General features: G+C 66.8%; 16 protein-coding genes. 7 read left to right on the forward strand and 9 right to left on the reverse strand.

Going from position 1 to position 23,036, the window contains the following annotated elements; translation table 11 throughout:
• Positions 1-62: 62 nt before the first annotated feature.
• The 3 genes from purL (at position 63) to lpxD (ending at position 6,479) form a co-directional block, all read left to right on the forward strand.
• Positions 63-4,103: a phosphoribosylformylglycinamidine synthase gene (purL, locus tag QPK32_RS17805; RefSeq protein ID WP_290414133.1), complete on the forward strand. Its 4,041-nt coding sequence runs from the start codon at positions 63-65 to the stop codon at positions 4,101-4,103.
• 307 nt (positions 4,104-4,410) lie between these two features.
• Complete coding sequence (locus QPK32_RS17810; RefSeq protein WP_290414134.1) at positions 4,411-5,283, forward strand: 5'-nucleotidase, lipoprotein e(P4) family; 873 nt, start codon at positions 4,411-4,413, stop codon at positions 5,281-5,283.
• Positions 5,284-5,429: 146 nt separating this feature from the next.
• Positions 5,430-6,479, forward strand: coding sequence for a UDP-3-O-(3-hydroxymyristoyl)glucosamine N-acyltransferase (gene lpxD, locus QPK32_RS17815; RefSeq protein ID WP_290414135.1), 1,050 nt, complete (start codon positions 5,430-5,432; stop codon positions 6,477-6,479).
• Here the strand turns inward: lpxD and QPK32_RS17820 are convergent.
• From QPK32_RS17820 to QPK32_RS17855, 8 genes are all read right to left on the reverse strand, one after another.
• On the reverse strand, positions 6,454-6,873 hold the full coding sequence (locus QPK32_RS17820) for a DUF1304 domain-containing protein (RefSeq protein ID WP_290414136.1): 420 nt from the start codon (positions 6,871-6,873) through the stop codon (positions 6,454-6,456). The two genes, lpxD and QPK32_RS17820, sit on opposite strands and share 26 nt — an antisense overlap.
• 47 nt (positions 6,874-6,920) lie before the next feature.
• Positions 6,921-8,216, reverse strand: a complete 1,296-nt coding sequence (locus tag QPK32_RS17825) for a GDSL-type esterase/lipase family protein (protein WP_290414137.1) — start codon at positions 8,214-8,216, stop codon at positions 6,921-6,923.
• 131 nt (positions 8,217-8,347) lie between these two features.
• A complete protein-coding gene (locus QPK32_RS17830) occupies positions 8,348-9,127 on the reverse strand; it encodes a peptidylprolyl isomerase (RefSeq protein WP_290414138.1) in 780 nt (259 codons plus the stop codon).
• A gap of 80 nt (positions 9,128-9,207) precedes the next feature.
• Positions 9,208-9,987 carry a peptidyl-prolyl cis-trans isomerase gene (locus tag QPK32_RS17835; RefSeq protein ID WP_290414139.1) on the reverse strand — a complete coding sequence of 260 codons (780 nt, stop codon included), beginning with the start codon at positions 9,985-9,987 and terminating at the stop codon, positions 9,208-9,210.
• Between the two features lie 115 nt (positions 9,988-10,102).
• Positions 10,103-10,387: a BolA family transcriptional regulator gene (locus QPK32_RS17840; RefSeq protein ID WP_290414140.1), complete on the reverse strand. Its 285-nt coding sequence runs from the start codon at positions 10,385-10,387 to the stop codon at positions 10,103-10,105.
• Complete coding sequence (locus tag QPK32_RS17845; RefSeq protein WP_290414141.1) at positions 10,384-11,013, reverse strand: septation protein A; 630 nt, start codon at positions 11,011-11,013, stop codon at positions 10,384-10,386. The genes QPK32_RS17840 and QPK32_RS17845 overlap by 4 nt, the downstream gene beginning before the upstream one ends.
• Positions 11,014-11,043: 30 nt before the next feature.
• Positions 11,044-11,439 (reverse strand): peptide-methionine (R)-S-oxide reductase MsrB, encoded by a 396-nt coding sequence (gene msrB, locus QPK32_RS17850; protein ID WP_290414142.1) that lies wholly within the window; start codon positions 11,437-11,439, stop codon positions 11,044-11,046.
• Positions 11,440-11,478: 39 nt separating this feature from the next.
• The gene (locus QPK32_RS17855; RefSeq protein ID WP_290414169.1) at positions 11,479-12,942 is read right to left on the reverse strand and encodes a YdiU family protein; all 1,464 of its coding nucleotides are present in this window, start codon (positions 12,940-12,942) and stop codon (positions 11,479-11,481) included.
• A gap of 222 nt (positions 12,943-13,164) precedes the next feature.
• Between QPK32_RS17855 and QPK32_RS17860 the strand changes: the two genes are divergently transcribed.
• From QPK32_RS17860 to QPK32_RS17875, 4 genes are all read left to right on the forward strand, one after another.
• On the forward strand, positions 13,165-14,841 hold the full coding sequence (locus tag QPK32_RS17860) for a 3-(methylthio)propionyl-CoA ligase (protein WP_290414143.1): 1,677 nt from the start codon (positions 13,165-13,167) through the stop codon (positions 14,839-14,841).
• 149 nt (positions 14,842-14,990) lie between these two features.
• Positions 14,991-17,078 (forward strand): 3-hydroxyacyl-CoA dehydrogenase NAD-binding domain-containing protein, encoded by a 2,088-nt coding sequence (locus QPK32_RS17865; RefSeq protein ID WP_290414144.1) that lies wholly within the window; start codon positions 14,991-14,993, stop codon positions 17,076-17,078.
• A gap of 263 nt (positions 17,079-17,341) precedes the next feature.
• Entirely contained in the window at positions 17,342-19,864 is a 2,523-nt protein-coding gene (locus tag QPK32_RS17870) for a hypothetical protein (protein WP_290414145.1), read from the forward strand.
• Positions 19,865-19,919: 55 nt separating this feature from the next.
• Complete coding sequence (locus QPK32_RS17875; RefSeq protein WP_290414146.1) at positions 19,920-21,155, forward strand: MFS transporter; 1,236 nt, start codon at positions 19,920-19,922, stop codon at positions 21,153-21,155.
• A gap of 21 nt (positions 21,156-21,176) precedes the next feature.
• Here QPK32_RS17875 and QPK32_RS17880 read toward each other — a convergent pair whose 3' ends face one another.
• Positions 21,177-22,877, reverse strand: coding sequence for an MFS transporter (locus tag QPK32_RS17880; protein WP_290414147.1), 1,701 nt, complete (start codon positions 22,875-22,877; stop codon positions 21,177-21,179).
• Positions 22,878-23,036: the final 159 nt, after the last annotated feature.

Here is a 23,036-nt window from a genome sequence, read left to right on the forward strand (position 1 = left end):
CGCTGTATAATAACGGGCTATCTTTCACCCGCAGCCACGCTGCATCGACGGACTGACAAGCCATGTTGATTCTGCCGGGTTCCAATGCCCTCTCCGCCTTCCGTAGCCAACGCCTCCTGACCCAGCTGCAAGCCGTCGCCCCGACGATTGCCGCCGTCTCCGCACGCTACTACCACTTCATCGACGCCGGCGCGCCGCTGTCCACCGAGGACACCGAGCGTCTCGCCGCCATGCTCACGTATGGCGAGCCCGTGCCGGAAACGCAGTACGAAGGCGTGACCGAGGAATTCTTCGTGATCCCGCGCCTGGGCACGATTTCGCCGTGGGCCTCGAAGGCCACCGACATCGCGCACAACTGCGGCATGGCGCACATCCACCGCGTCGAGCGCGGCGTGGCGTTCAAGGTCGTCCTGAAAAGCGGCATCCTCGGCACCAGCATCAAGGCGCCCAAGAAACTGGAAGCCGCCGAGGTGGAAGCCGTGGCCGCGCTGCTGCATGACCGCATGACGGAAACCGTGCTGCGCAGCGCCGACGAGGCCAAGGCGCTGTTCACCGACCTGGAAGGCCGCCCGCTGGCGGCCATCGACGTGCTGGGCGCCGGCCGCCAGGCGCTGGTGGCTGCCAATGCCGACATGGGCCTGGCGCTGGCCGAGGACGAGATCGACTACCTGTTCGATGCGTTCAGTAAAGCCCAGCGCAACCCGACCGACGTCGAGCTGATGATGTTCGCCCAGGCCAACAGCGAACACTGCCGCCACAAGATCTTCAACGCGGAATGGACCGTCGACGGCGTCAAGCAGGACCGCTCGCTGTTCCAGATGATCAAGAACACGCACCAGCTGCAGCCGAAGGGCACGATCGTCGCCTACAGCGACAACTCCGCCATCATGGAAGGCGCCGAGGCCGTGCGCTTCTTCCCGCAGGGCGAGGGCCAGGAATACGCGCCCGTGACCCAGCTGACGCACACGCTGATGAAGGTGGAGACCCACAACCACCCCACCGCGATCTCCCCGTTCCCGGGCGCCTCGACGGGCGCCGGCGGCGAGATCCGCGACGAGGGCGCGACGGGCCGCGGCGCCAAGCCGAAGGCCGGCCTGACGGGCTTCACCGTGTCCAACCTGATGATCCCGGGTGCCGTGCAGCCGTGGGAAAACGCCGCGAACGTCAACGACCCGGCGAAAGCGGGCAGCGACAAGGTCTACGGCAAGCCGGAACGCATCGCGTCGCCGCTGCAGATCATGGTCGACGGCCCGCTCGGCGGCGCCGCGTTCTCGAACGAATTCGGCCGTCCCGTGCTGGGCGGCTACTTCCGCACCTACGAGCAGAACGTGGGCGCCACCGCCATCGGCGCGAACACCGTGTTCGGCTACCACAAGCCGATCATGATCGCGGGCGGCATCGGCAATATCTCGGCCGAGCACACCCACAAGAACGACATCCCCGTCGGCAGCCTGCTGATCCAGCTGGGCGGTCCGGGCATGCGGATCGGCATGGCCGGCGCGGCCGCATCGTCGATGGCGACGGGCACCAACACGGCCGACCTGGACTTCGACTCGGTCCAGCGCGGCAACCCCGAGATGGAACGCCGCGCGCAGGAAGTCATCAACGCCTGCTGGCAGCTCGGTAGCGCCAATCCGATCATCTCGATCCACGACGTGGGCGCCGGCGGCCTGTCGAACGCCTTCCCGGAAATCACCAACGACGCCAAGCGCGGCGCCACCTTCGACCTGCGCAAGGTGCCGCTGGAAGAAAGCGGCATGTCGCCGAAGGAGATCTGGTCCAACGAATCGCAGGAACGCTACGTGCTGGCGATTGCGCCGGACGACCTGCCGCGCTTTGCCGCCATGTGCGAACGCGAGCGCTGCCCGTTCGCCGCCGTCGGCGTCGCGACGGAAGAGCGCCAGCTGAAGCTGATCGATCCGATTACCTCGACCAGCCCGGTCGACATGCCGATGGACGTCCTGCTCGGCAAGCCGCCCAAGATGCACCGCAACGTCGAACACGCCGCCAGCACCTTCAAGCCCGTCGACGTGACGGGCCTGGAACTGGAAGAGGTGGCCAGGCGCGTGCTGCTGCTGCCGACCGTCGCCGACAAATCCTTCCTGATCACCATCGGCGACCGCAGCGTCGGCGGCATGACGGCGCGCGACCAGATGGTGGGCCCGTGGCAGGTGCCGGTGGCCGACGTCGCCGTCACCACCCTGAGCTTCGAAGGCTACAAGGGCGAGGCGATGGCGATGGGCGAACGCACGCCGGTCGCCGTCATCGACGCCGCCGCGTCGGGCCGCATGGCCGTGGGCGAGGCGATCACGAACATCGCCGCCGCGCCGATCGCGGACATCGCCGACATCAAGCTGTCCGCCAACTGGATGGCCGCCTGCGGCCAGCCGGGCCAGGATGCCGCGCTGTTCGACACCGTGAAGGCCGTCGGCATGGAACTGTGCCCGGCGCTGGGCGTGTCGATCCCGGTCGGCAAGGATTCGCTGTCGATGCGCACCACCTGGAACGAGAATGGCGAAAGCAAGGCCGTCGTTTCGCCCGTGTCGCTGATCGTCTCGAGCTTCGCGCCCGTCACCGACGTGCGCAAGACCCTGACCCCGCAGCTGCGCACGGACCTCGGCGACACCGCGCTGATCCTCGTCGACCTGGGCCGCGGCAAGAACCGCCTGGGCGCCTCGGCGCTGGCGCAGGTGACGCAGCAGATCGGCAACGACACGCCGGACGTCGACAACCCGCAGGACCTGAAGGGCTTCTTCACGGCGATCCAGCAGCTGAACGCCGACGGCAAGCTGCTGGCCTACCACGACCGTTCGGACGGCGGCCTGTACGCCACGCTGTGCGAAATGGCCTTCGCCGGCCGCGCCGGCGTGACCGTCAACCTCGACATCCTGGCCATGGACAGCGAGCATGCGGCCGACCAGGGCGACGCCAAGAACTGGACGGGCCAGGTGGCCGAGCGCCGCAACGAACTGACGCTGCGCGCGCTGTTCAGCGAAGAGCTGGGCGCCGTGATCCAGGTGCGTGCCGACGAGAAGACGGCCGTCATGAACGTGCTCCGTTCCTTCGACCTGGGCGCCTGCAGCCACATCATCGGCAAGCTGAACGACCGCGGCGCCGTCGAATTCACGCGCGACGCGAAAGTCATCTACAGCGCGAAGCGCAGCGAACTGCACCGCCTGTGGAGCGAGACCAGCTGGCGCATCGCGCGCCTGCGCGACAACCCGGTCTGCGTCGACCAGGAATACGACCGCCTGCTGGACGAGACCGATCCGGGCATGACGCCGAAGCTGGTGCACGACACGCAAGTGAACATCGCACTGCCGTTCATCAGCACGGGCGCGCGCCCGAGCGTGGCCGTGCTGCGCGAACAGGGCGTCAACTCCCACGTCGAGACGGCATGGTCGCTGCACCAGGCAGGCTTCAAGGCCGTCGACGTGCACATGAGCGACCTGATCGCCGGCCGCGCCAGGCTGGACGACTTCAAGGGCATCATCGCCGTGGGCGGCTTCTCCTACGGCGACGTGCTGGGCGCCGGCGAAGGCTGGGCCAAGACGATCCTGTTCAACGCGCAGCTGAAGGAAGCGTTCGCCGCCTTCTTCGGCCGCCAGGACACGTTCGGCCTGGGTATCTGCAACGGCTGCCAGATGATGAGCAACCTGAAGGGCATCATCCCTGGCGCCGAGGCATGGCCGAAGTTCACCCGCAACAAGTCGGAGCAGTTCGAAGCGCGCTTCGGCATGGTCGAGGTGCTGGATTCGCCGTCGATCTTCTTCGCCGACCTGGCCGGCACGCATGCTCCGCTGGCGATCGCGCACGGCGAGGGTTACGCCGACTTCTCGCAGACGGGCGACATCGACAAGGTCGTCAAGGCGCTGCGCTATGTCGACAACCGCGGCGCAGCCACCGAGACGTATCCGTCCAATCCGAACGGTTCGCCGGACGGCCTGACCGCAGTGACGACGCCGGATGGCCGCTTCTCGGTCATGATGCCGCACGCGGAGCGCGTCGCGCGCACCGTCACCATGTCGTGGCATCCGGACGGCTGGGGCGAGAACTCGCCGTGGGCACGCATGTTCCAGAATGCGCGCAAGTGGGTTGGCTGATCTAGTGCTGATGTGACGCATCACGGAAAAGCATCAGCGGGTGTAAAGCCTTTCAGTTAAGCACGTTGCTGGCTTAAAAACCGTCGTCCCTGCGAAGGCAGGGACCCAATTGCTGCATGCGTCGCCACAACGCTTGCAATATTGGGTCCCTGCCTTCGCAGGGACGACGTTGTTAACGGTACGCCATTACACCTGGTGCCAGTTGCGACCTGTGATTATGTAGGGTCTCGGTCGATACGTGCATGGTCAGGCAAATGCGCTTATGCTGGCTGGTGGTCGTTCGTGCAACCCACATCGAGGAATCTCCATGACGTTTTCCCTGCGCAGATCCCGTGCCTGCGTCTTCGTGCTGGCGCTTGCCGCATCGGGCGGCGTGTCGGCCCGACGGCCGCCGGCGCTGCCCGCTGGACAGCTGCATCAACTCAACAGCGTGTTGTGGATGCAGCGCTCGCCGGAATATGCGCTGCTGGCGCGCAGCGTGTTCGCGTCGGCCCAGGCCGCCTTGCCGGCCGCCCTGGCCCAGCCGGGCAGCGCCGCGGCCGAGCAGTCGTCCTTGCCGCCGGGCGCGGGCGCCGCGGTCATCGTGGACCTGGACGAGACGATGCTGGACAACAGCCCGTTCCAGGCCTGGTTGGTGCGCTCGGGCGCGGCGTACCGGCCGCAGGACTGGGATGCCTGGGTCGCGCGGAAATCCGCGCAGGCCATCCCCGGCGCGGTCGAGTTCGCGAAGGCCGTTACAGCCATGCCGAACACGACGATCTTCTATGTCAGCAATCGCGAGTGCAAGGGCCCTGGGGCTTGCGCCGCCAAGCAGGCGACCATGGAGAACATGCGCACGCTTGGCTTCCCGCGCGCGGACGAGGAGGGCGCCTTCCTGTTCAAGGGCGAGGAAGCCGACGAGCGCGGCGACAAGGTGGCGCGGCGGGCGCGCATCGGCCGTGCGTACCGGATCGTCATGCTGGTCGGGGACGATATGCGCGACTTCGTGGCGAAGGAAGACGCGGACCTGCTGGCAAGGCGCGATCCGGCCCTCATGGCGCGCGCCGCCGACTTGGTGGGGCGGCGCTGGTTCATCCTGCCGAATGCAATGTACGGCTCCTGGGTCGACCGGCTGGGCAAGACGCCGGCCGCCATGGCGGAGCAGTTGACGCCGGCTGACCTGCCTGCGCGGCGAAGGTAGCCATAGGCGTGGCATCGGCTTGATCGGCCGCAGATGCCACCCACGCGTCGTGGTTCTGGCCAGAACCGGAGGCGCCGGCTCCGGTCCAACCTCGTGCGGAGAATGTGCCGGCACGCTCGCCGGCAAGCCCGCGCCGGGAGAACACCATGGGCGTGCGCCTTGAAGAATTGATCGAGCGTTTGGGCGGGACCCTGGTCGGCGACCCGATGGCGGAAGTATCGGCGCTGGCCTCCCTGGAACGGGCCGGCCCGGCGGATCTCAGCTTCCTCGCCAACGCGAAACTGCGCGCCGTTGCCGCGGCGAGCCGGGCCGGAGCGCTCATCCTGTCGCCGCTGGACGATGCCGTCGTGGGGACGGACTACCGCGGGGCGCGCATCGTGACGGCCGATCCGCACGCCTACTTCGCGCGCGCCGCGCAGTATCTCGTCGCGCGCGAAACGCCGCCGCAGCAGCCGGGCATCCACCCGTCGGCCGTCGTGGATGCGTGCGCCCGCATCGATCCAGCGGCGCACATCGGACCCCTCGTCACGGTGGAGGCGGGCGCCGTCGTCCAGGCCGGCGCCGTCATCGACCCCGGCTGCTTCATCGGCCGCGAGGCCGTGGTCGGCGAAGACACGCATTTCTTCGCCAACGTCACCTTCCACGCCCGCTGCATCATCGGCAAGCGCGGCATCGTGCACTCCGGCGCCGTGATCGGCGGCGACGGCTTCGGCTTCGCCCACGAGGATGGCCGCTACGTCAAGGTGCCCCAGCTCGGCAGGGTGGTGCTGGGCGACGACGTCGACATCGGCGCGAACACGACAGTCGACCGCGGCGCGCTGGACGACACCATCATCGGCGACGGCGTCAAGCTCGACAACCTGATCCAGATCGGCCACAACTGCCATATCGGGGCGAATACGGCCATGGCCGGGTGCGTGGGCGTGGCGGGCAGCGCGAAGATCGGCCGCCATTGCACCTTCGGCGGCGCGGCGATGGTCAACGGGCATATCGAGATCGTCGACCACGTCCACGTGACGGCCGGAACGCTGGTCGCGAACTCGCTGCTGGAGCCGGGGCGCTATACGGGCTTCTATCCGATCTCGAAGAATGCGGAGTGGGAGCGTAACGCGGTTCTCTTGCGTAATCTGGCGGCCATGCGCGAGCGGATCCGCGCGCTTGAGAAGGCCGTCAAGGCGTTAGGACTGACGGTGTGAGGAGGAGGGCACCGAGCGCCAGCAACGCCGGCACGGTCTGCACGAGCAGGATGCGGCGCTGGACCGTGACGCCGCCCCAGATGCCCGCGATGGCCACGCACACGAGCCCGAATACGGCGAAGGCGCGGCCGATGACGGGATCGGGATGCACGAGCCCCACTGCCAATGCTGCAGCGAGAAAGCCGTTGTAGCAGCCCTGGTTCGACATCAGTGGTGCGAGTCTCTCGACCTCGTCCTGCTTGATGCCGAAGACCTTGCGGCCGCGGCTGCGGAACAGCACGGTCTCCAGCAGGAAGATATAGAGGTGGATCAGGCAGACGATGGCGATGAGAATGGTCGCAACGATGCGCACGAAATGTCCTTTAGGAAATTGCTCATAATGTAGCGTATCCATGTGGACCGACGCCAGCGCTGCCTGCCCGCGACAGTGGCGAGGCCCGCTCAGCGCATCAGCTTGTCCAGCGTCGGCTGCATTTCCCGCTGCCAGATCCGGTAGCCGTTTGCATTCGGATGCAGCAGATCCGGCATGATGTCCTTCGACAGGCTGCCGTCCGCGCCCAGGAATGCCCCGTTGAAGTTCAGGAAGAACACGTGGCGGTTGTCGGCCAGTGCCGGCAGCTTCAGGTTGATTCGTTCGTTGATGCGGCGGTTGTCGTCGCTCGGGCCTTCGCCGCGCGGGAAGATCGCCAGCAGCAGGATCTTCGCCTTGGGCAGGCGTTGCCGGACCTCGGCGATGTCGCGCTCGATGCCCTTGAACGTGATGTCCGCCGCGTCCTGGCGCAGGCCCGTGTTATTGGTGCCGAACATCATGACGACGACCTTCGGGTCGATGCCGTCGAGCTCGCCGTGCAGCAGGCGCCAGAGGATGTTTTCCGTGCGGTCGCCGCCGTAGCCCAGGTTCAGCGGGTTGTACTTGCCGTAGAACTGCTGCCACAGCGCCGGCTGCTCTTTTTCCCAGTGGTGGGTGATAGAGTCGCCGATGAACACGAGGTCCGTCTTTTCGCCGGCGGTCTTGCGGCGCACGATCTCCGCCAGCTTTTCCTCGTGGCGGGGCATCCACCAGTCGAGCGACCAGGATTCGTTCAGCGGCTCCGGCGTGACGGAGACGGTCCGGTAGTCGGGGCAGGCGGCGTTTGGCGTGCCGGCGGCATCGAAGCGGATATCGGCGATCTCGGCATCGCCGGCGCCCGTGCCGTCCAGCGCGAACGGCTTCCTGACGGCGCTGAAGTCGTCGCCGTCGTGGGCGAAGCAGGACAGGGCATAGCTCAGGTGTTTCCAGCCCTTGCCCTGGTCGGCCCTTGCCGGGATCACGTAGGGCACCCTGCGCTGGCACTCCACGCCGCAGTCGATGCGGAAGGCGAGGCCGCCCTTGCTCATCTCGTTGACCTTCAGGTCGAAGGATATTGTGCCGCGGGCCAGGTAGGGGCGCAGGTCCAGCGGGGCGCTCTCGATGCGCACGGTGGAGAACCAGGCATCCTTCCACGTCAGGCGCAACGCGTCGCCTTTCGCATCCTTGTCCGTCCTGGCCGCCTCGACGACGGCGTTCGGCAGCTTCGGATCGTTGTCCATGCGGCCGCGTTCACCGTCCAGCGTGTTCTGCACGTCGAAGTCACCGTACAGCACGCGGGCGCCCCCGACCGGCTTGCCGACGTACAGGGGTAGAGTGGGCGCCGCGGCGGCGCTGCCGGCAAGGAAGAGGCAAGCCAGGGCGAGGGAAGGGTGGCGGATGCGCATCATGTCTCCTTTATGATTGTTGTTTGGTCGAACCAATTAAGCGATATCGAAAGCGCGATAGCAAAAGCGCGAGGTAAAAAGCGGGGCCAAAAAAAAGCGCCCCGAGCGGAGCGCTTTTTACCTGCCGAGCCAGATTACTGGATCTTGGCTTTCTTCATCAGGTCTTCGCGGAACGCGGCCAGCTTGCGCTGCTGCAGCGATTCTGCGATCTGCTGCTTGACTTCGTCCAGCGGCGGGATCTTCGCTGCGCGCACGTCTTCCAGCTTGATGACGTGGTAGCCGAACTGGGTCTTGACCGGGGTTTCCGTGATCTGGCCTTTTTGCAGCGAGGTCATGGCCTTCGAGAACTCAGGCACGAAGGAAGCCGGGCTTGCCCAGTCCAGGTCGCCACCGTTGGCGGCCGAGCCCGGGTCTTTCGATTGCTTGGCCAGGTCTTCGAACTTGGCGCCGCCCTTCAGCTTGGTGATGATCTGCTTGGCCTCGTCTTCGGTGCCGACCAGGATGTGGCGTGCGTGGTATTCCTTGTCGCCCATCTGTGCCTTGAACTTGTCGTACTCGGCCTTGATGTCGGCGTCCTTGACCGGGTTCTTCTTGACGTAGTCGGCCAGCATCGCGTTGATGATGATGCTCTGGCGGGCGTTGTCGATGGCGTTCTTGACTTCCGGACGGGCGCCGACGCCTTGCTTGTCGGCTTCCTGGATCAGGACTTCGCGGCCGATCAGGTCTTTCTTGATCGCATCGCGCAGTTGCGGCGAATCGGTTGCCTTGCCCTGCGCAACGACCTGCTTGACCACTTGGTCAACCTTGGCCGCGGGGATGGGCTTGCCATTGACGGTCGCAACGTTCTGGGCGAACGACGGCAGGGCTACCATCGCAGTCATGGCTAACAACAGGCGGGCGGGCTTCACAATCATTTATTCGATCCTATCTAAAACACGAAAAGTCGCCAGAGCGACGAAAACCGGCGGTTCGTCACCGCCGGTGATGGTGCATATTACTGCACCTTTGCTTTTTTCACCATTTCTTCCTGGTACGCAGCCAGTTTCTGCTGCGACAGCGCGTCCGAAATCTGCGGTTTGACCTCATCCAGGGTCGGGAGTTTCGCCGCGCGGACGTCGTCCAGCTTGATCACGTGGTAGCCGACTTGCGTCTTGACCGGCTTCTCGGTGACCTGGCCTTTTTGCAGGCTGGTGAAACCGGCCGCGAATTCCGGCGGGAACGAGGACGGGGTAGCCCAGTCGAGGTCGCCACCATTGTTGGCGGTGCCCGTGTCTTTCGATTGCTTGGCCAGGTCTTCGAACTTGGCGCCGCCCTTCAGCTTGGCGATGATGGCGTTGGCATCGGCTTCGTTTTCCACCAGGATGTGGCGCACGTGGTATTCCTTGTCGCCCGTCTGCTTGGTGAAGCGGTCGTATTCGGCCTTGATCTCGGCGTCGGTCACCGGGTGCTTGGTGATGTAGTCCTTGGCCAGCGCGTTGATGACGATGGTCTGGCGGGCGTTTTCCAGCGCGGCCTTCACGTCGGCGTTCTTGTCGTAGCCTTGCTTGATGGCTTCCTGCACCATGACCTCACGGGCGATCAGGTCTTTCTTGATCGCATCGCGCAGCTGCGGGCTGTCGGTGCCCTGGCCCTGGGCCACGACCTGCTTGACGATGGCGTCGGCGCGCGACGACGGAATGCCCTTGCCGTTCACGACGGCCAGGTTCTGTGCGAATGCGGGAGTTGCGGCGATAGCGATCAGGGCTAACAGCAGCCGAGCTGGCTTGAAAGTCATTTTATTTCCTGTGAGGGGGTTGCGGTTGCTTGGACGAAGATTGGATTAATTCTTGTAATGCGCAGCGATTTTGAACCAGTTTTCGGGCGGATACCTTAAGACTTGCTGAAAGCCATCAATACGATGCTTCCGAGGGCGCAATGGCCGTGATTGCCAGGGCGTGGATCTCAGTATGCATCATGGCTCGCACGGCATCATACACCAGCCGATGACGCATGACGAGCCTCAACCCTTCGAACCGTTCAGAAACGATTTTGACGCTGTAATGCCCGCCGCCGGAGGCCGCGCCGGCATGGCCGGCGTGCAGGTGGGAGTCGTCGCCGACCTCCAGCAGGGTGGGCGCCAGCGCTTCCTGCAGCGCCTGGCGGATGCGTTCGACGCGGGTATCGTTCGTGCTCATGCATCCTCCTGGATATGTTTAGACAGCATCATGGCCTGGCCCAGGAAGAACACGAAGAAGATCGCGGTAATGCCGAACACCTTGAAGTTGACCCAGGCGCTGGTATTCCCGGCGAACACGACGAACGCCATCACGAGGTTGAGCACGCCGATGGCGGCAAAGAACACCATCCACGCGAGGCCCACGCGGCCCCACACTTCGTCCGGCAGCTTGATTTGCTTTTCCATCAGCTTGCGCATCAGGTTCTGGCGGAAGCCGAACTGCGAGACGAACAGCGCGACGGCGAAGGCCCAGTACAGGATGGTCGGTTTCCACTTGATGAAGTTCTCGTCGTGGAAGTAGATCGTGGCGCCGCCCATCACGACGATGACACCCAGCGACAGCCACAGGGCGCCGTCGATCGGGCGCTTGCGGGCGCGCAGGTAGATGATCTGCAGGACCGTGGCGACGATGGCGACGGCCGTCGCCAGCATGATCGGCGACTGGGCGGGCGACACGTTGCCGCCCGAGATCAATCCGCCCATGTACTGGATGGCCAGGGCGTGCGCGGCCTCCTGGTTGCCGTCGCCGAGCTTGTAGACGAGGAAGAACAGGATGACCGGGAACAGATCGAATAACAATTTCATGGGATTACTTGTGCACGGGCTTGCTTGTGTTTAGACGGGCTCGAAGCGCAGCGCGGCCGAGTTGATGCAATAGCGCAGGCCGGTCGGCGGCGGGCCGTCCGGGAACACGTGGCCCAGGTGGGCGTCGCAGACGGCGCAGATGATTTCCGTGCGCATCATGCCGTGGCTGCGGTCTTCCTTCTCGATGACGTTGGCCGGGTCGAGGGCGCGGAAGTAGCTGGGCCAGCCGCAGCCGGACTCGAATTTCGCATCCGACTCGAACAGCGGGGTATTGCAGCAGACGCAGTGGTAGATGCCGTGTTCGTGGTGGTCCCAGTATTTACCGGTGAACGCGCGCTCGGTGGCCGCATGGCGGGTGACCTGGTATTCCATCGGGTCCAGCTGGTTGCGCCATTCGGCATCGGTCTTGGTGACTTTGTCGGTCATGGTGTCTCTTGTCCTTTTCTTTGTTCATCCATTGGTTGATCAGGAAGAGCAACTCACCTCGAGGTGGGAAGCCCAGTCCGGCGGGAGGGCCGCATACGCTGCATTCTCCGGCTGTTCGTCGAACGGACGGTCGAGCACGGCGCGCAGGCGGTCCACTTCGCTGTAGTCGCCTTGCTGCGCCTTGTCGATGGCGACCTGGGCCAGGTAGTTGCGTAACACATATTTGGGGTTGACTGCGTGCATTGCAATCCGGCGCGCCTCGTCCCGGCTGCCTTCCTGGCGCAGGCGTTCGCGGTAGCGCACGGCCCAGGCGTCGAAGGATGGACGGTCGATGAACAGGTCGCGCAGCGGCGCGTCGGCCTCGAGCCCGCCGTCGGGCAATACGTCCACGCGCAATTCGCCCAGCGTGCGGAAGAACAGCGTGAAGTCGACATGATTCTCCTGCATCAGCTTGAACATGTCGTCGAACAGCGCGCGGTCATTCTCCTGTACCGTGGCCAGGCCCAGCTTGGCGTGCAGCAGCGCGTCGAACTGTTCGCCGTAGGCATCGACGTAGACGTCGAGGGCGGCCTGGGCCGCGTCCGTGTCCTTGATCAGCGGCAGCAGGGCGTTGGCCAGCGCATAGCAGTTCCAGTGGCCCACCGGGACCTGGTTCGCGTACGAATAGCGGCCGCCCTGGTCCGTGTGGTTGCAGATGTGGTCGACGTCGAACGCTTCCATGAAGCCGAACGGGCCGTAGTCCAGCGTCAGGCCCAGGATCGACATATTGTCGGTGTTCATCACGCCATGCATGAAGCCGACCGCCTGCCAGTGCGCAATCATGCGCGCCGTGCGCACGGTGACTTCGGACAGCAGGGCCAGGTAGGGATTGTCCCCGCCCTCCAGCTGCGGATAGAAGTTGCGGATGACGTAGTCGGCGAGGATCTTCAACTCCTCGTGCTTGTTGCGGTAGTGCCAGTGCTCGAAGGAACCGAAGCGCACGAAGCTGGGCGCCATGCGCGTCACGACGGCCGCCGTCTCGATCGTTTCGCGCACCACCTGCTGGTGCGAGCCCGTGACCATCAGCGCGCGCGTGGTCGGGATGCCGAGGGCCGCCATCGCTTCCGAGCACAGGAATTCGCGGATCGACGAGCGCAGCACGGCGCGGCCGTCGCCCATGCGCGAGTACGGCGTCATGCCGGCGCCTTTCAGCTGCAGCTCGACGGGGCCGTCGGCGGTGGCGATTTCTCCCAGCAGAATCGCGCGGCCGTCGCCGAGCTGGCCGGCCCAGTGGCCGAACTGGTGGCCCGAATAGACGGCGGACAGGGGTTTGGCACGCGGCGGCACGCGGTTGCCCGAGAACGCCGCGACGAAGTCCTCGTGCGCCAGGTCTGACGGATCCAGGCCGAGCAACGCCGCCGCCTTCGGGCTGGCCGCGACGAAATAGGGGGCGGGCAACGGCGTGGGGCGGAGGTGCGTGTAGAACGCGGGTGGCAATTCGGCGAAGGAATTGTCGATGGGCAGGTCGTCGGCGCGGATGGCGGCTCCAGTGCGGGTGAATGAAAGATTGTCGGGATTCTACCGCAGACGCGCGGATTCTATGGGGAGGCCCGTGCGCAGGCCAACCGCGTTACATTCGGTAACTTTTATGCATCGATGGCTGCTGCGGCGCAACATGAAAAACCGTTGACGCCGCGGTCGCGCGCGCTCGACACTGCGTCGATCCCGCCGCCGCCAGGAGAAACGATGGAGCACACCCGCCAGGCCCCGCTCATGGGGCCGCTCATGGGACACATGATGCACCAGTCCCTGACCATTTCCAGTATCCTGCAATTCGCCGCTCGCCATTATGCGGCCAGCGAGATCGTGTCGCGGCCCGTGGAGCCGGACTTGCAAGGTCAGCTGCACCGTTACACCTACCGCGACTGCGAGGGACGGGCCCGGCGCCTGGCGCGGGCGCTGCAGGACCGCGGCGTGACGATGGGCGAACGGGTCGGCACGCTCGCGTGGAACGGCTACCGCCACCTGGAGCTGTACTACGGCGTGTCGGGCTCCGGCGCCGTGCTGCACACGATCAATCCGCGCCTGCATCCGGAGCAGATCGCCTACATCGTCAACCACGCCGAAGACCAGCTGCTGTTCTTCGACATCTCATTCCTTCCGCTCGTGGAGGCGATCTCGCCGCACTGCGCCACGGTGCGCGCCTTCGTGCTGATGAGCGACCGCGCCCACATGCCGGACGGCAGCGCGATCCCGAACCTGCTGTGCTACGAGGACCTGCTGGCGGGTGCGATGGACGACTACGACTGGCCGGACCTCGACGAGAACGCGGCCGCGTCGCTGTGCTACACGTCCGGCACGACGGGCAACCCGAAGGGCGTGCTGTATTCGCACCGCTCGACGGTGCTGCATGCCTACGCGTCCGCGCTGCCGAACGTGCTCAACGTCGCCGCGGCCGATACAGTGCTGCCCGTCGTCCCGATGTTCCATGTGAATGCCTGGGGCCTGCCGTATTCGACGCTGCTGTCGGGCGCCAAGCTCGTGTTCCCCGGCGCCGCGCTGGACGGCAAGTCGCTGTACGAACTGTTCGAGGCCGAGGGCGTGACGTTTTCGGCGGGCGTCCCCACGGTCTGGCTGGGCCTCGTGAACTACGTGCTCGGGAACGGGCTCGCGTTCTCCACGTTCCGCCGCACCGTGATCGGCGGCTCGGCCTGTCCGCCCGCGCTGATGGACACGCTCATCGACCGCCTCGGCGTGCAGGTGATCCACGGCTGGGGCATGACGGAGATGTCGCCGCTGGGCACCACGGGCGGCCTGCTGGCCAAGCACCGCGCGCTGCCGCGGGACGCGCAGCGGGCCATCCTGCGCAAGCAGGGCCACGCGATCTATGGGGTGGACATGAAGATCGTCGACGATGCCGGCGCCGAGCTCCCCTGGGACGGCGCCACGTCCGGCCACCTGCTGGTGAAGGGCCCGTGGATCGCCGCCCGCTACTTCCGCGACGAGGGTGGCGACGTCCTGCAGGACGGCTGGTTCCCGACGGGCGACATGGCGACCATCGACGCGGACGGTTTCATGCAGGTGACGGACCGCAGCAAGGACGTGATCAAGTCGGGCGGCGAATGGATCGGGTCGATCGACCTGGAAAACATCGCGATGGCCCATCCGGCCGTGCTGCAGGCGGCCTGCATCGGCGTCGCCCATCCGAAGTGGGACGAGCGGCCCTTGCTGCTGGTCGTGCGCCGGCCCGGGATGGACGTGGGGCGCGAGGAATTGCTCGGCTTCTTCGAGGGCAAGGTGGCAAGATTCTGGATGCCGGACGACGTCGTGTTCGTGGAGGCCTTGCCGATGGGGGCGACGGGCAAGGTGCAGAAGAACCGCTTGCGCGAGGCGTATCGCGAATACCGGTTGCCCGGGATGTAGGCGGCGCTCGGTGGGCACGTGGTGCCCACCCTACGGCAAGCGTCGTCGGTAGGGTAGGCACCACGTGCCCACCATGCCCGAATAACACGACCGTTCGCTTGTTCGGGTATAGTGGCTGGCGCCTTTCACATACCTACAAGAGGAGACCCATGAGCGCCGATTACCACGTCCAGGACGGTGTCGCCGTCATCACGCTGAACAACCCGCCAGTCAACGGCCTGGGCCTGGCCACGCGCACGGCCGCCGTCGATGGCCTGCGGCGCGCGGCGGCCGACCCGGCCGTGCGGGCGATCGTCGTCACCGGCGCCGGCAAGGCGTTTTCCGGCGGCGCCGACATCCGCGAGTTCAATTCGCCCAAGGCGCTGACGGAGCCGACGCTGCACACGCTGATCCGCACCGTGGAAGACTCGCCGAAGCCCGTCGTGGCCGCGATCCACACCGTGTGCATGGGCGGCGGCCTGGAATTGGCGCTGGGCGCGCACTACCGCGTGGCGCTGCCCGGCGCCCAGGTCGCGCTGCCGGAGGTCAAACTGGGCCTGTTGCCGGGCGCCGGCGGCACGCAGCGCCTGCCGCGCGTGCTGGGGCTGGAAAAGGCGCTGGACATGATCGTCTCGGGCACGCCGGCCAAGTCAGAATCGTTGGCGGGCACGCTGCTGTTCGACGCCTTGCTGCCCGCCGGCAGCGAGCTGGTGGCGGGCGCCGTCGACTTCGCGAACGAGATCGCCGAGCGCCGCCCGCTGCCGAAGGTACGCGACCTGGCCGTGGAGCACGCCGACGCGCACGCCTTCCTGGCCGCCGCGCGCGCGAAGGTGAAGGCCGCGGCCGGGCCGTTCCCGGCGCCGCCGGCCTGCGTGGAGGCCGTCGCGGCCGCCGTCGACAAGCCGTTCGAGGAAGGACTCCTATTCGAGCGCGACCTGTTCCTGCAGCTGACCACGACGACGGAATCGAAGGCGCTGCGCCATGCCTTCTTCGCCGAGCGCGCCGCCTCCAAGGTGGCCGACGTGCCCGCCGATACGCCCGTGCGCCCGGTTGCAAGGGCCGCCGTCGTGGGCGCCGGTACCATGGGCAGCGGCATCGCGATGAACTTCGCCAACGCGGGCATCCCTGTCACGATCCTCGAGACCTCGCAGGACGCGCTGGACAAGGGCCTGGGCGCGATCCGCCGCAACTACGAAGCGACGGTTAAAAAGGGCAAGCTCGCGCCGGAACAGCTGGAGGGGCGCCTTGCCTTCGTCCAGGGCACGCTGGACATCGCGGACATCGCCCAGGCCGACATCGTCGTGGAAGCCGTGTTCGAGGACCTGGCCGTCAAGGAAGACGTGTTCCGCAGGCTGGACGCCGCCATGAAGCCGGGCGCGATCCTGGCCTCGAACACGTCGACGCTGGACCTGGACCGCATCGCCGGCTTCACCGCGCGGCCCCAGGACGTGATCGGCCTGCACTTCTTCAGCCCCGCCAACGTGATGAAGCTGCTGGAGATCGTGCGCGGCGCGGCGACGGGCAAGGACGTGCTGGCCACGGCGCTGGCGCTGGCGAAAACGCTCCGCAAGACGGGCGTCGTTTCCGGCGTGTGCGACGGCTTCATCGGCAACCGGATGATCGAACAATACCTGCGCCAGGCCGGCTTCCTGCTCGACGAGGGCGCGCTGCCGGCGCAGGTGGACCGGGCGATGGAGCGCTTCGGCTTCGCCATGGGCCCGTTCCGCATGGCCGACCTGGCCGGCAACGACATCGGCTGGGCGATCCGCAAGCGCAAGCGCGCGCAGGATCCGGGCCTGCAGTATTCGCAAACGGCCGACCTGTTGTGCGAGCGGGGCCGCTTCGGCCAGAAGACGGGCGCCGGCTGGTACGACTACGCGGCGGGCGACCGCGCGCCGCATCCGTCCGTGGCGGTCGAGGAGATGATCGTGCGCCACTCGGCCGACCTCGGCATCGCGCGCCGCGCCATCGACGACGCCGAGATCGTCGAACGCCTCGTCTATGCGCTGGTGAACGAGGGCGCGAAGATCCTGGAAGACGGAATCGCCCAGCGCGCCTCGGACATCGACATGGTCTACCTGGCGGGCTACGGCTTCCCGCTGTTCCGTGGCGGGCCGATGTTCTACGCCGACACGGTGGGCTTGCCGGCCGTGCTGGCGGCGATCGAACGCTTTGCGGGCGGCTATCGCGGCGACGCCTGGGTGCCGGCGCCGTTGCTGGTGCGCCTGGCGGGCGAGGGTCGCGGTTTCGGCGGCTGAAGGTCGGGCATAGCACGGAACCTCCGTGCTTCGCCCCCTGCGAAAGTAGGGTTTTGCAGGCGTTCGGACCACTTTTTTGTCGCCGATCTCCGTCGAAATGTATTGCTTTGTCCCGGGGCGTCAAGACGGCTCGACCATGAACTAGCATCGGGTTGGCACATTCGTGCCGTCCATTCAAACCTACGGGGGAGTTTGATTCGATGCTAGTTACTATCTCAATGCGCAGCGCTGCCTCTCGCGCTGCCGCGCTCGCCGTCGCCGCCATGCTTGCCGCATGCGGCTCCGGCACGCAGGACGCGCCGCAAGCGGGTGCCCAGTCCCGCCAGGCCGCGAAGGTCTCGGCCGCCGGCACCGCCGACGGCACGCTGGTACTGCCGCTGGAGGTGCTGGGCAAGGGTTCGCCCGACCAGCCGGTCGTGGCGGAAGCGAAACTGGCGTTGCCGTCCGGCCAGGCCGGCAACGCGGCGCAGCTGTGGTTCCAGTGCCACCGCTGCGGCTTCTATGCGGCGCCGGAATTCGAGGCCACCAGGCGCTTGCCCGCGAAGATCAAGGCGAGCGTGCGGGTGCTCGGCGGCGTCAGCGGCAGCGCCGAGTCCCGGGTGCCGTGGATCGACATCACGGATGCCAACGTCACGCTGGCCGACGACGAGCGCGTGCATGGCGGCGTGAACGGCGGCCTGTACACGACGCGCATCACCGTCGCGCTGGATGCCGCCGCGCGCGCCCGCCTGGTGGCGGGCACCAACCGCGTGCAGTTCCGCTTCAACGGCACCGACGGCGAATCGAACGGCTTCCGCGTGCTGGACCTGGAGCTGCGCGACGCGTCCGCCGCGCGCATCGACAGCACCGTGCACCAGCAGGCCGACACGCGCGCCGAGCGCGACGCCAGCCAGTACTCGCAGTCCGACGCCGCCGCCGGCAAGGCGCTGTGGTACGCGCAAGGCAGGATCGCCAAGTCGAGCATCGTCGCGCGCAAGCTGAACGCGGCCTGCGCCTCCTGCCATGCCGAGGACGCGCGCGACCTCCAGTACTTCAACTATTCGAACAACGCGATCGTCCAGCGCAGCCAGTTCCACGGCCTGTCCGCGACCCAGGGCCGCCAGATCGCGGCCTTCGTGCGCACCTCGCTGGCCGCCATGCCCTATGCCGCCAACGCGCGGCCGTGGAATCCGCCGTACCAGCCGGGTCCCGGACTGGACGCCGATCCCGCATCGTGGGCCGGCGGCGCCGGCCTGCAGGCGGTGCTGCAGACGCCGGCGCAGGCCGTCAACGCGGTGTTCGGCAAGGCGCCGGCGTCGACGGCGGCGATCACCCAGTCCGACGTCGACCGGGTGATGGATCCGAACGTGACGATGAACGTGCGCGAGATGCCCGTGCCGCTGCAGTTCCCGGACTGGAATGCCTGGCTGCCCTCGATCCATCCGCTCGACGTCTGGCCGGCGGCGGCGGACGGCAGCGGTTTCCAGAACGGCGCCGCGTTCGACGGCGACCGCAAGGACCCGAACGGCCGCTACCTGGCGATGCGCGCGTGGTTCGAGGCGCGCCGCAATCCGTCGAATCCGGGCGACTGGAGCCACTTGCTGCCGGAATTGCGCGAGCAGATCGCGGCCATGATCACCCAGGCGGGCTGGGACGGCTACTGGTTCCTGGGCGGCGGCCGCGGCAACCATATCGGCGGCGACAAGCGCACCGGGGCCCAGGTGGGCGGCGCCCACCTGCAGTCGCTGGCGTCGTCCACGACCGTCAAGGCGGGCAAGCAGGGCGCGTTCACGACCAACGCCTTCATCGAGCGCGCCGTGGACAGCCTGCTGCACTGGAACGCCGTCAAGCAATGGGAGATGGCGCAGCAATACAAGCTGGAAGGCAACCAGCAATGGTTCCTGGGCGAGCGCGACGGGGCCAACGGCGACTGGCGCGGCAGGGGCGAGGCGCACGGCTGGCCGTTCAATACGGTGAGCCTGTTCTTCCTGGCGCCGCACATGGTGTACCAGGAAGACCGTGACGCCTCCGGCCGCATCACGCGCGAATGGTACACGGCGTGGGAGGCGGACAACATCACCGCCTCTTACTACCGCAGCAACCAGTGGTACCAGCTGCAGATGGCCGTCAATCCGGGCGCGCAGAGCGGCTGGGTCAATTATCCGATGGACTGGCCCTACCTGTACGCGTTCGACGACTACATCGGGCTGCGCGTCGGCGACGCCACGCCCGCGGCCCGGGCGGCGCAGGCGAGCCATTACGTGCGCCTGATGCAGGCCCGGATCAAGGGCGCGCAGTACGTCAACAACGACATCCCGCTGTACGACCCCACCAGCCAGCAGAGCCTGATCAACAACCCGGGCCGGTACGGGCGCGGGCAGGCGACGAAGCACCTGGCGGTGGCCGGCTTCCTCGACAACGCCAGCCGCGACGGCACCAACCCGTCGCACTTCCTGTTCCTGAACGACGTCCAGCCGGGCCTGCACGTGAAGGTGGTCAACGGGGCGATCAACCAGTTCCTGGCGCTCTACTCGGGCCAGCCCGCCAGCGCCTGGCGCCGCTGCGATCCGGACAATACGGAACTCGGCGAGGCGGAGAATGTCGCCGGCTTCCGCTTCTGCCTGGACCGCGCCCGCCTGCCGCTGGGTACCTTCTCGGACGGCACGCACTTCCCGGTCTCGAACGCGCTGTACCAGACCAGCACGGAGCAAGTGGAGCAATACGGCATCTGGGCGGCGCGCCGCCTCGGCGCCGACCCCACGCGCCTGACTGCCTGGCAGGCTTGGCAGGACACCGTCTGGCCGTGACGCGCGACGAATGGCCCTGATGCGGGCATGGCGGGGCACGTGGTAGCCTGTCGGCGTGACCAATGCCAAGAACGCCATCCTGATCGCGACCGCCTGCCTGCTCGGACTCTTGTCCACGACAGGCGCGTCGCTGCCGTACCCGATCCTGCCGCCGCTGTTCGTGCACGGCGCCGCGGACGGCTTCACCAACTTCATGGGCCTGCCGCCCAAGCTGCTGTTCGCCGTCGCGCTGATGGTCAATCCCATCGGCCTGCTGCTGGGGACGGCGGTGCTGGGGTCGATGTCCGACCGCTACGGCCGCCGCCCGCTGCTGCTGTTGACGACGGTCGGCGCGGCGCTGGGCCACGTGCTCACCGCATGGGCGCTGGCCGGCAGCTCCTATCCGCTGTTCCTGCTGGCGCGCTTCGGCACCGGCCTGCTCGAGGGCCAGAGCGCCATCGTCCGGGCGATGCTGGCCGAGCGCCTGGAAGGGCCGATCCGCAACCACGCCATGTCCTGGCTGAACGGCGCGCTGCACCTGGGCTGGCTGGTGGGCCCGCTGCTGGGCGGCTTCACGGACCGTGCGCCGCTGACGGTGCCGTTCTATGTCGCGGCCGGCGCATTGCTGCTGGGCGCCGCGCTGGCGTGGGCGGCGCTGGAGCGCGTGCCGGGCCGGCCCGGGCCGTCGTGGTGGACCGTGGCGCGCGAGCGCCATGCGTTCAACCTGCTGCGCCACCCGGGCCTGCGCATGCTGTTCGGCGTGCAGCTGGCCTATACCTGCGGGGTGACGGCGTTCTACGAGTTCTATCCCTTGTGGCTGGTCGAGATCGGCCATTACGACCGGCGCGCGATCGCGCTCGTCAACGTGGGCATGTGCGGCCTGATGACCTGCGCCGCGCTGTTCGCGGGCCGCCGCAGCGATATGGAGCCGATGCGGCGCGCCGCCTTCCTCGCCTGCGCGGTGGCGCTGGCCGTCGGGTCGCTGGGGCTGGGCACGCTGTGGATCGGCCTCGCGGGCATCATGCTGTTCAGCCTTCCGCACGCGTTCTACAACGCCACCGTGCAGACCTGGGCCGCGGACCGCTTCGGTGGTCATGGCCAGGGCGCCGTCATGGGCCTGCTGTCGACGACGTTCTGCCTGGCGAACATCCTGATGGCGGCGGCCGGCGCCGTGCTGACACTGGTCGACACGCGCCTCGTGCTGGTGGTGGGCGCCGGCTTGACGGCGTGGGCGGCGACACGCATGCAGGCCCTGGGGCAGGGCGCGATCGAGGAAAAAGAAAAGGCCGCCGTCGCCGGCGGCCCAACGTGAACGAGGGATCCCCCGCGGCCGTCAGTCGGCCGCGTAGATATTGTTGTCCTTCGTCTCGCGCACGAACAGCGTGCCGATGACGACGGTGGCCAGCGCGATCACGATCGGATACCACAGGCCGTAGTAGATGTTGCCGTTCGCCGCGACCAGCGCGAACGAGGTCGTGGGCAGCAGGCCGCCGAACCAGCCGTTGCCGATGTGGTAGGGCAGGGACATCGACGTGTAGCGGATGCGGGTCGGGAACATCTCGACCAGCATCGCGGCAATGGGCCCGTACACCATCGTCACGTACAGCACGAGGACGAACAGCAGCGCCACCACCATCGGCTTGTTCACGCCGGCCGGATCGGCCTTGGCCGGGTAGCCCGCCGCCTTCAGCGCGGCGCCCAGGTCGCTCTTGAGCGCCGCTTCGCGGTCCTTGCTGGCCTGGTCGAAGTTCAGGCCGTCGGGCGTCATGACGGCGTTGAACGAGGGGTAGACTTTGTCGCCGACCTTGATGCTTGCGACGGTGCCGGCGGGCGCGTCCTGGCGCGTGTAGCTGACCGAGGCCGCCGTCAGCTGGCCGGTGGCGATGTCGCACGACGAGGGGAACTTCTTGGTGCCGGTGGCGTTGAACTGGAAGTGGCACGATTCAGGATCGGCGACGACGACGACGGGCGAGTTCTGGATCGCCGCCTCCAGCGCCGGGTTGCCGTAGTGCGTCAGGCCCTTGAAGATGGGGAAGTAGGTCAGCGCGGCGACCAGGCAGCCGCCCAGGATGATGTACTTGCGCCCGATACGGTCCGACAGCGCGCCGAAGAAGATGAAGAAGGGTGTCGCCAGCGCCAGCGCGATGGCGACCAGGATGTTCGCCGTGGCGGCGTCCATCTTGAGCGTCTGCGTGAGGAAGAACAGGGCGTAGAACTGGCCCGTGTACCACACGACGGCCTGGCCCATCACGAGGCCGACCAGGGCCAGCAGGGCGATGCGCCCGTTCTTCCAGGTCAGGAAGGCTTCCGACAGCGGCGCCTTCGAGGTCTTGCCCTCGGCCTTCATCTTGGCGAAGGCGGGCGACTCGTTCATGGCCATGCGGATCCAGACGGAGATCGCCAGCAGCAGCACGGAGACGAGGAAGGGAATGCGCCAGCCCCAGGCTTCGAAGGACGCCGTGTCCATCGAGCTGCGCACGCCCAGGATCACGAGCAGCGACAGGAACAGGCCCAGCGTGGCCGTCGTCTGGATCCAGGACGTGAAGAAGCCGCGCCGGCCATTGGGCGCGTGCTCGGCCACGTAGGTGGCGGCGCCGCCGTATTCGCCGCCCAGGGCCAGGCCCTGCAGGATGCGCAGCGTGACGAGGATGATGGGCGCCGCGATGCCGATCGAGGCGTAGCTCGGCAGCAGGCCGACGACGAAGGTCGAGCCGCCCATGATCAGGATGGTGACGAGGAAGGTGTACTTGCGGCCGATCATGTCGCCCAGGCGGCCGAACACGAGCGCGCCGAACGGCCGCACGATGAAGCCGGCGGCAAAGGCGAGCAGGGCGAAGATGAAGGAGGTGGTCGGATCGCCGACGAAGAACTGCTTGGCGATGACGGTCGCGAGGGAGCCGTACAGGTAGAAGTCGTACCATTCGAAAACGGTGCCGAGGGAAGAGGCGAAGATGACCTTGCGTTCCTCCTTCGTCATTCCTGCGCTCGACGGCAAGGGTTTGCCGCCGGCGGCCATGCCGGGTGTGATAGCCATTGTAGTCTCCGTAGTGTTTGTCTGCCTGCGTCGTACGCTTGCTCATCGCCGATCTGCGCCAGCGATGTGGCGACTGTGCGCCGTAAAACTTACGGGATTCTTGCTTCAACCTTACGTGAAACTGACGACTGGATTATGCTCACACTGCCGCTACCACGG

This window comes from Massilia sp. YIM B02763 (assembly GCF_030412015.1).
GTDB lineage: Bacteria > Pseudomonadota > Gammaproteobacteria > Burkholderiales > Burkholderiaceae_D > Telluria.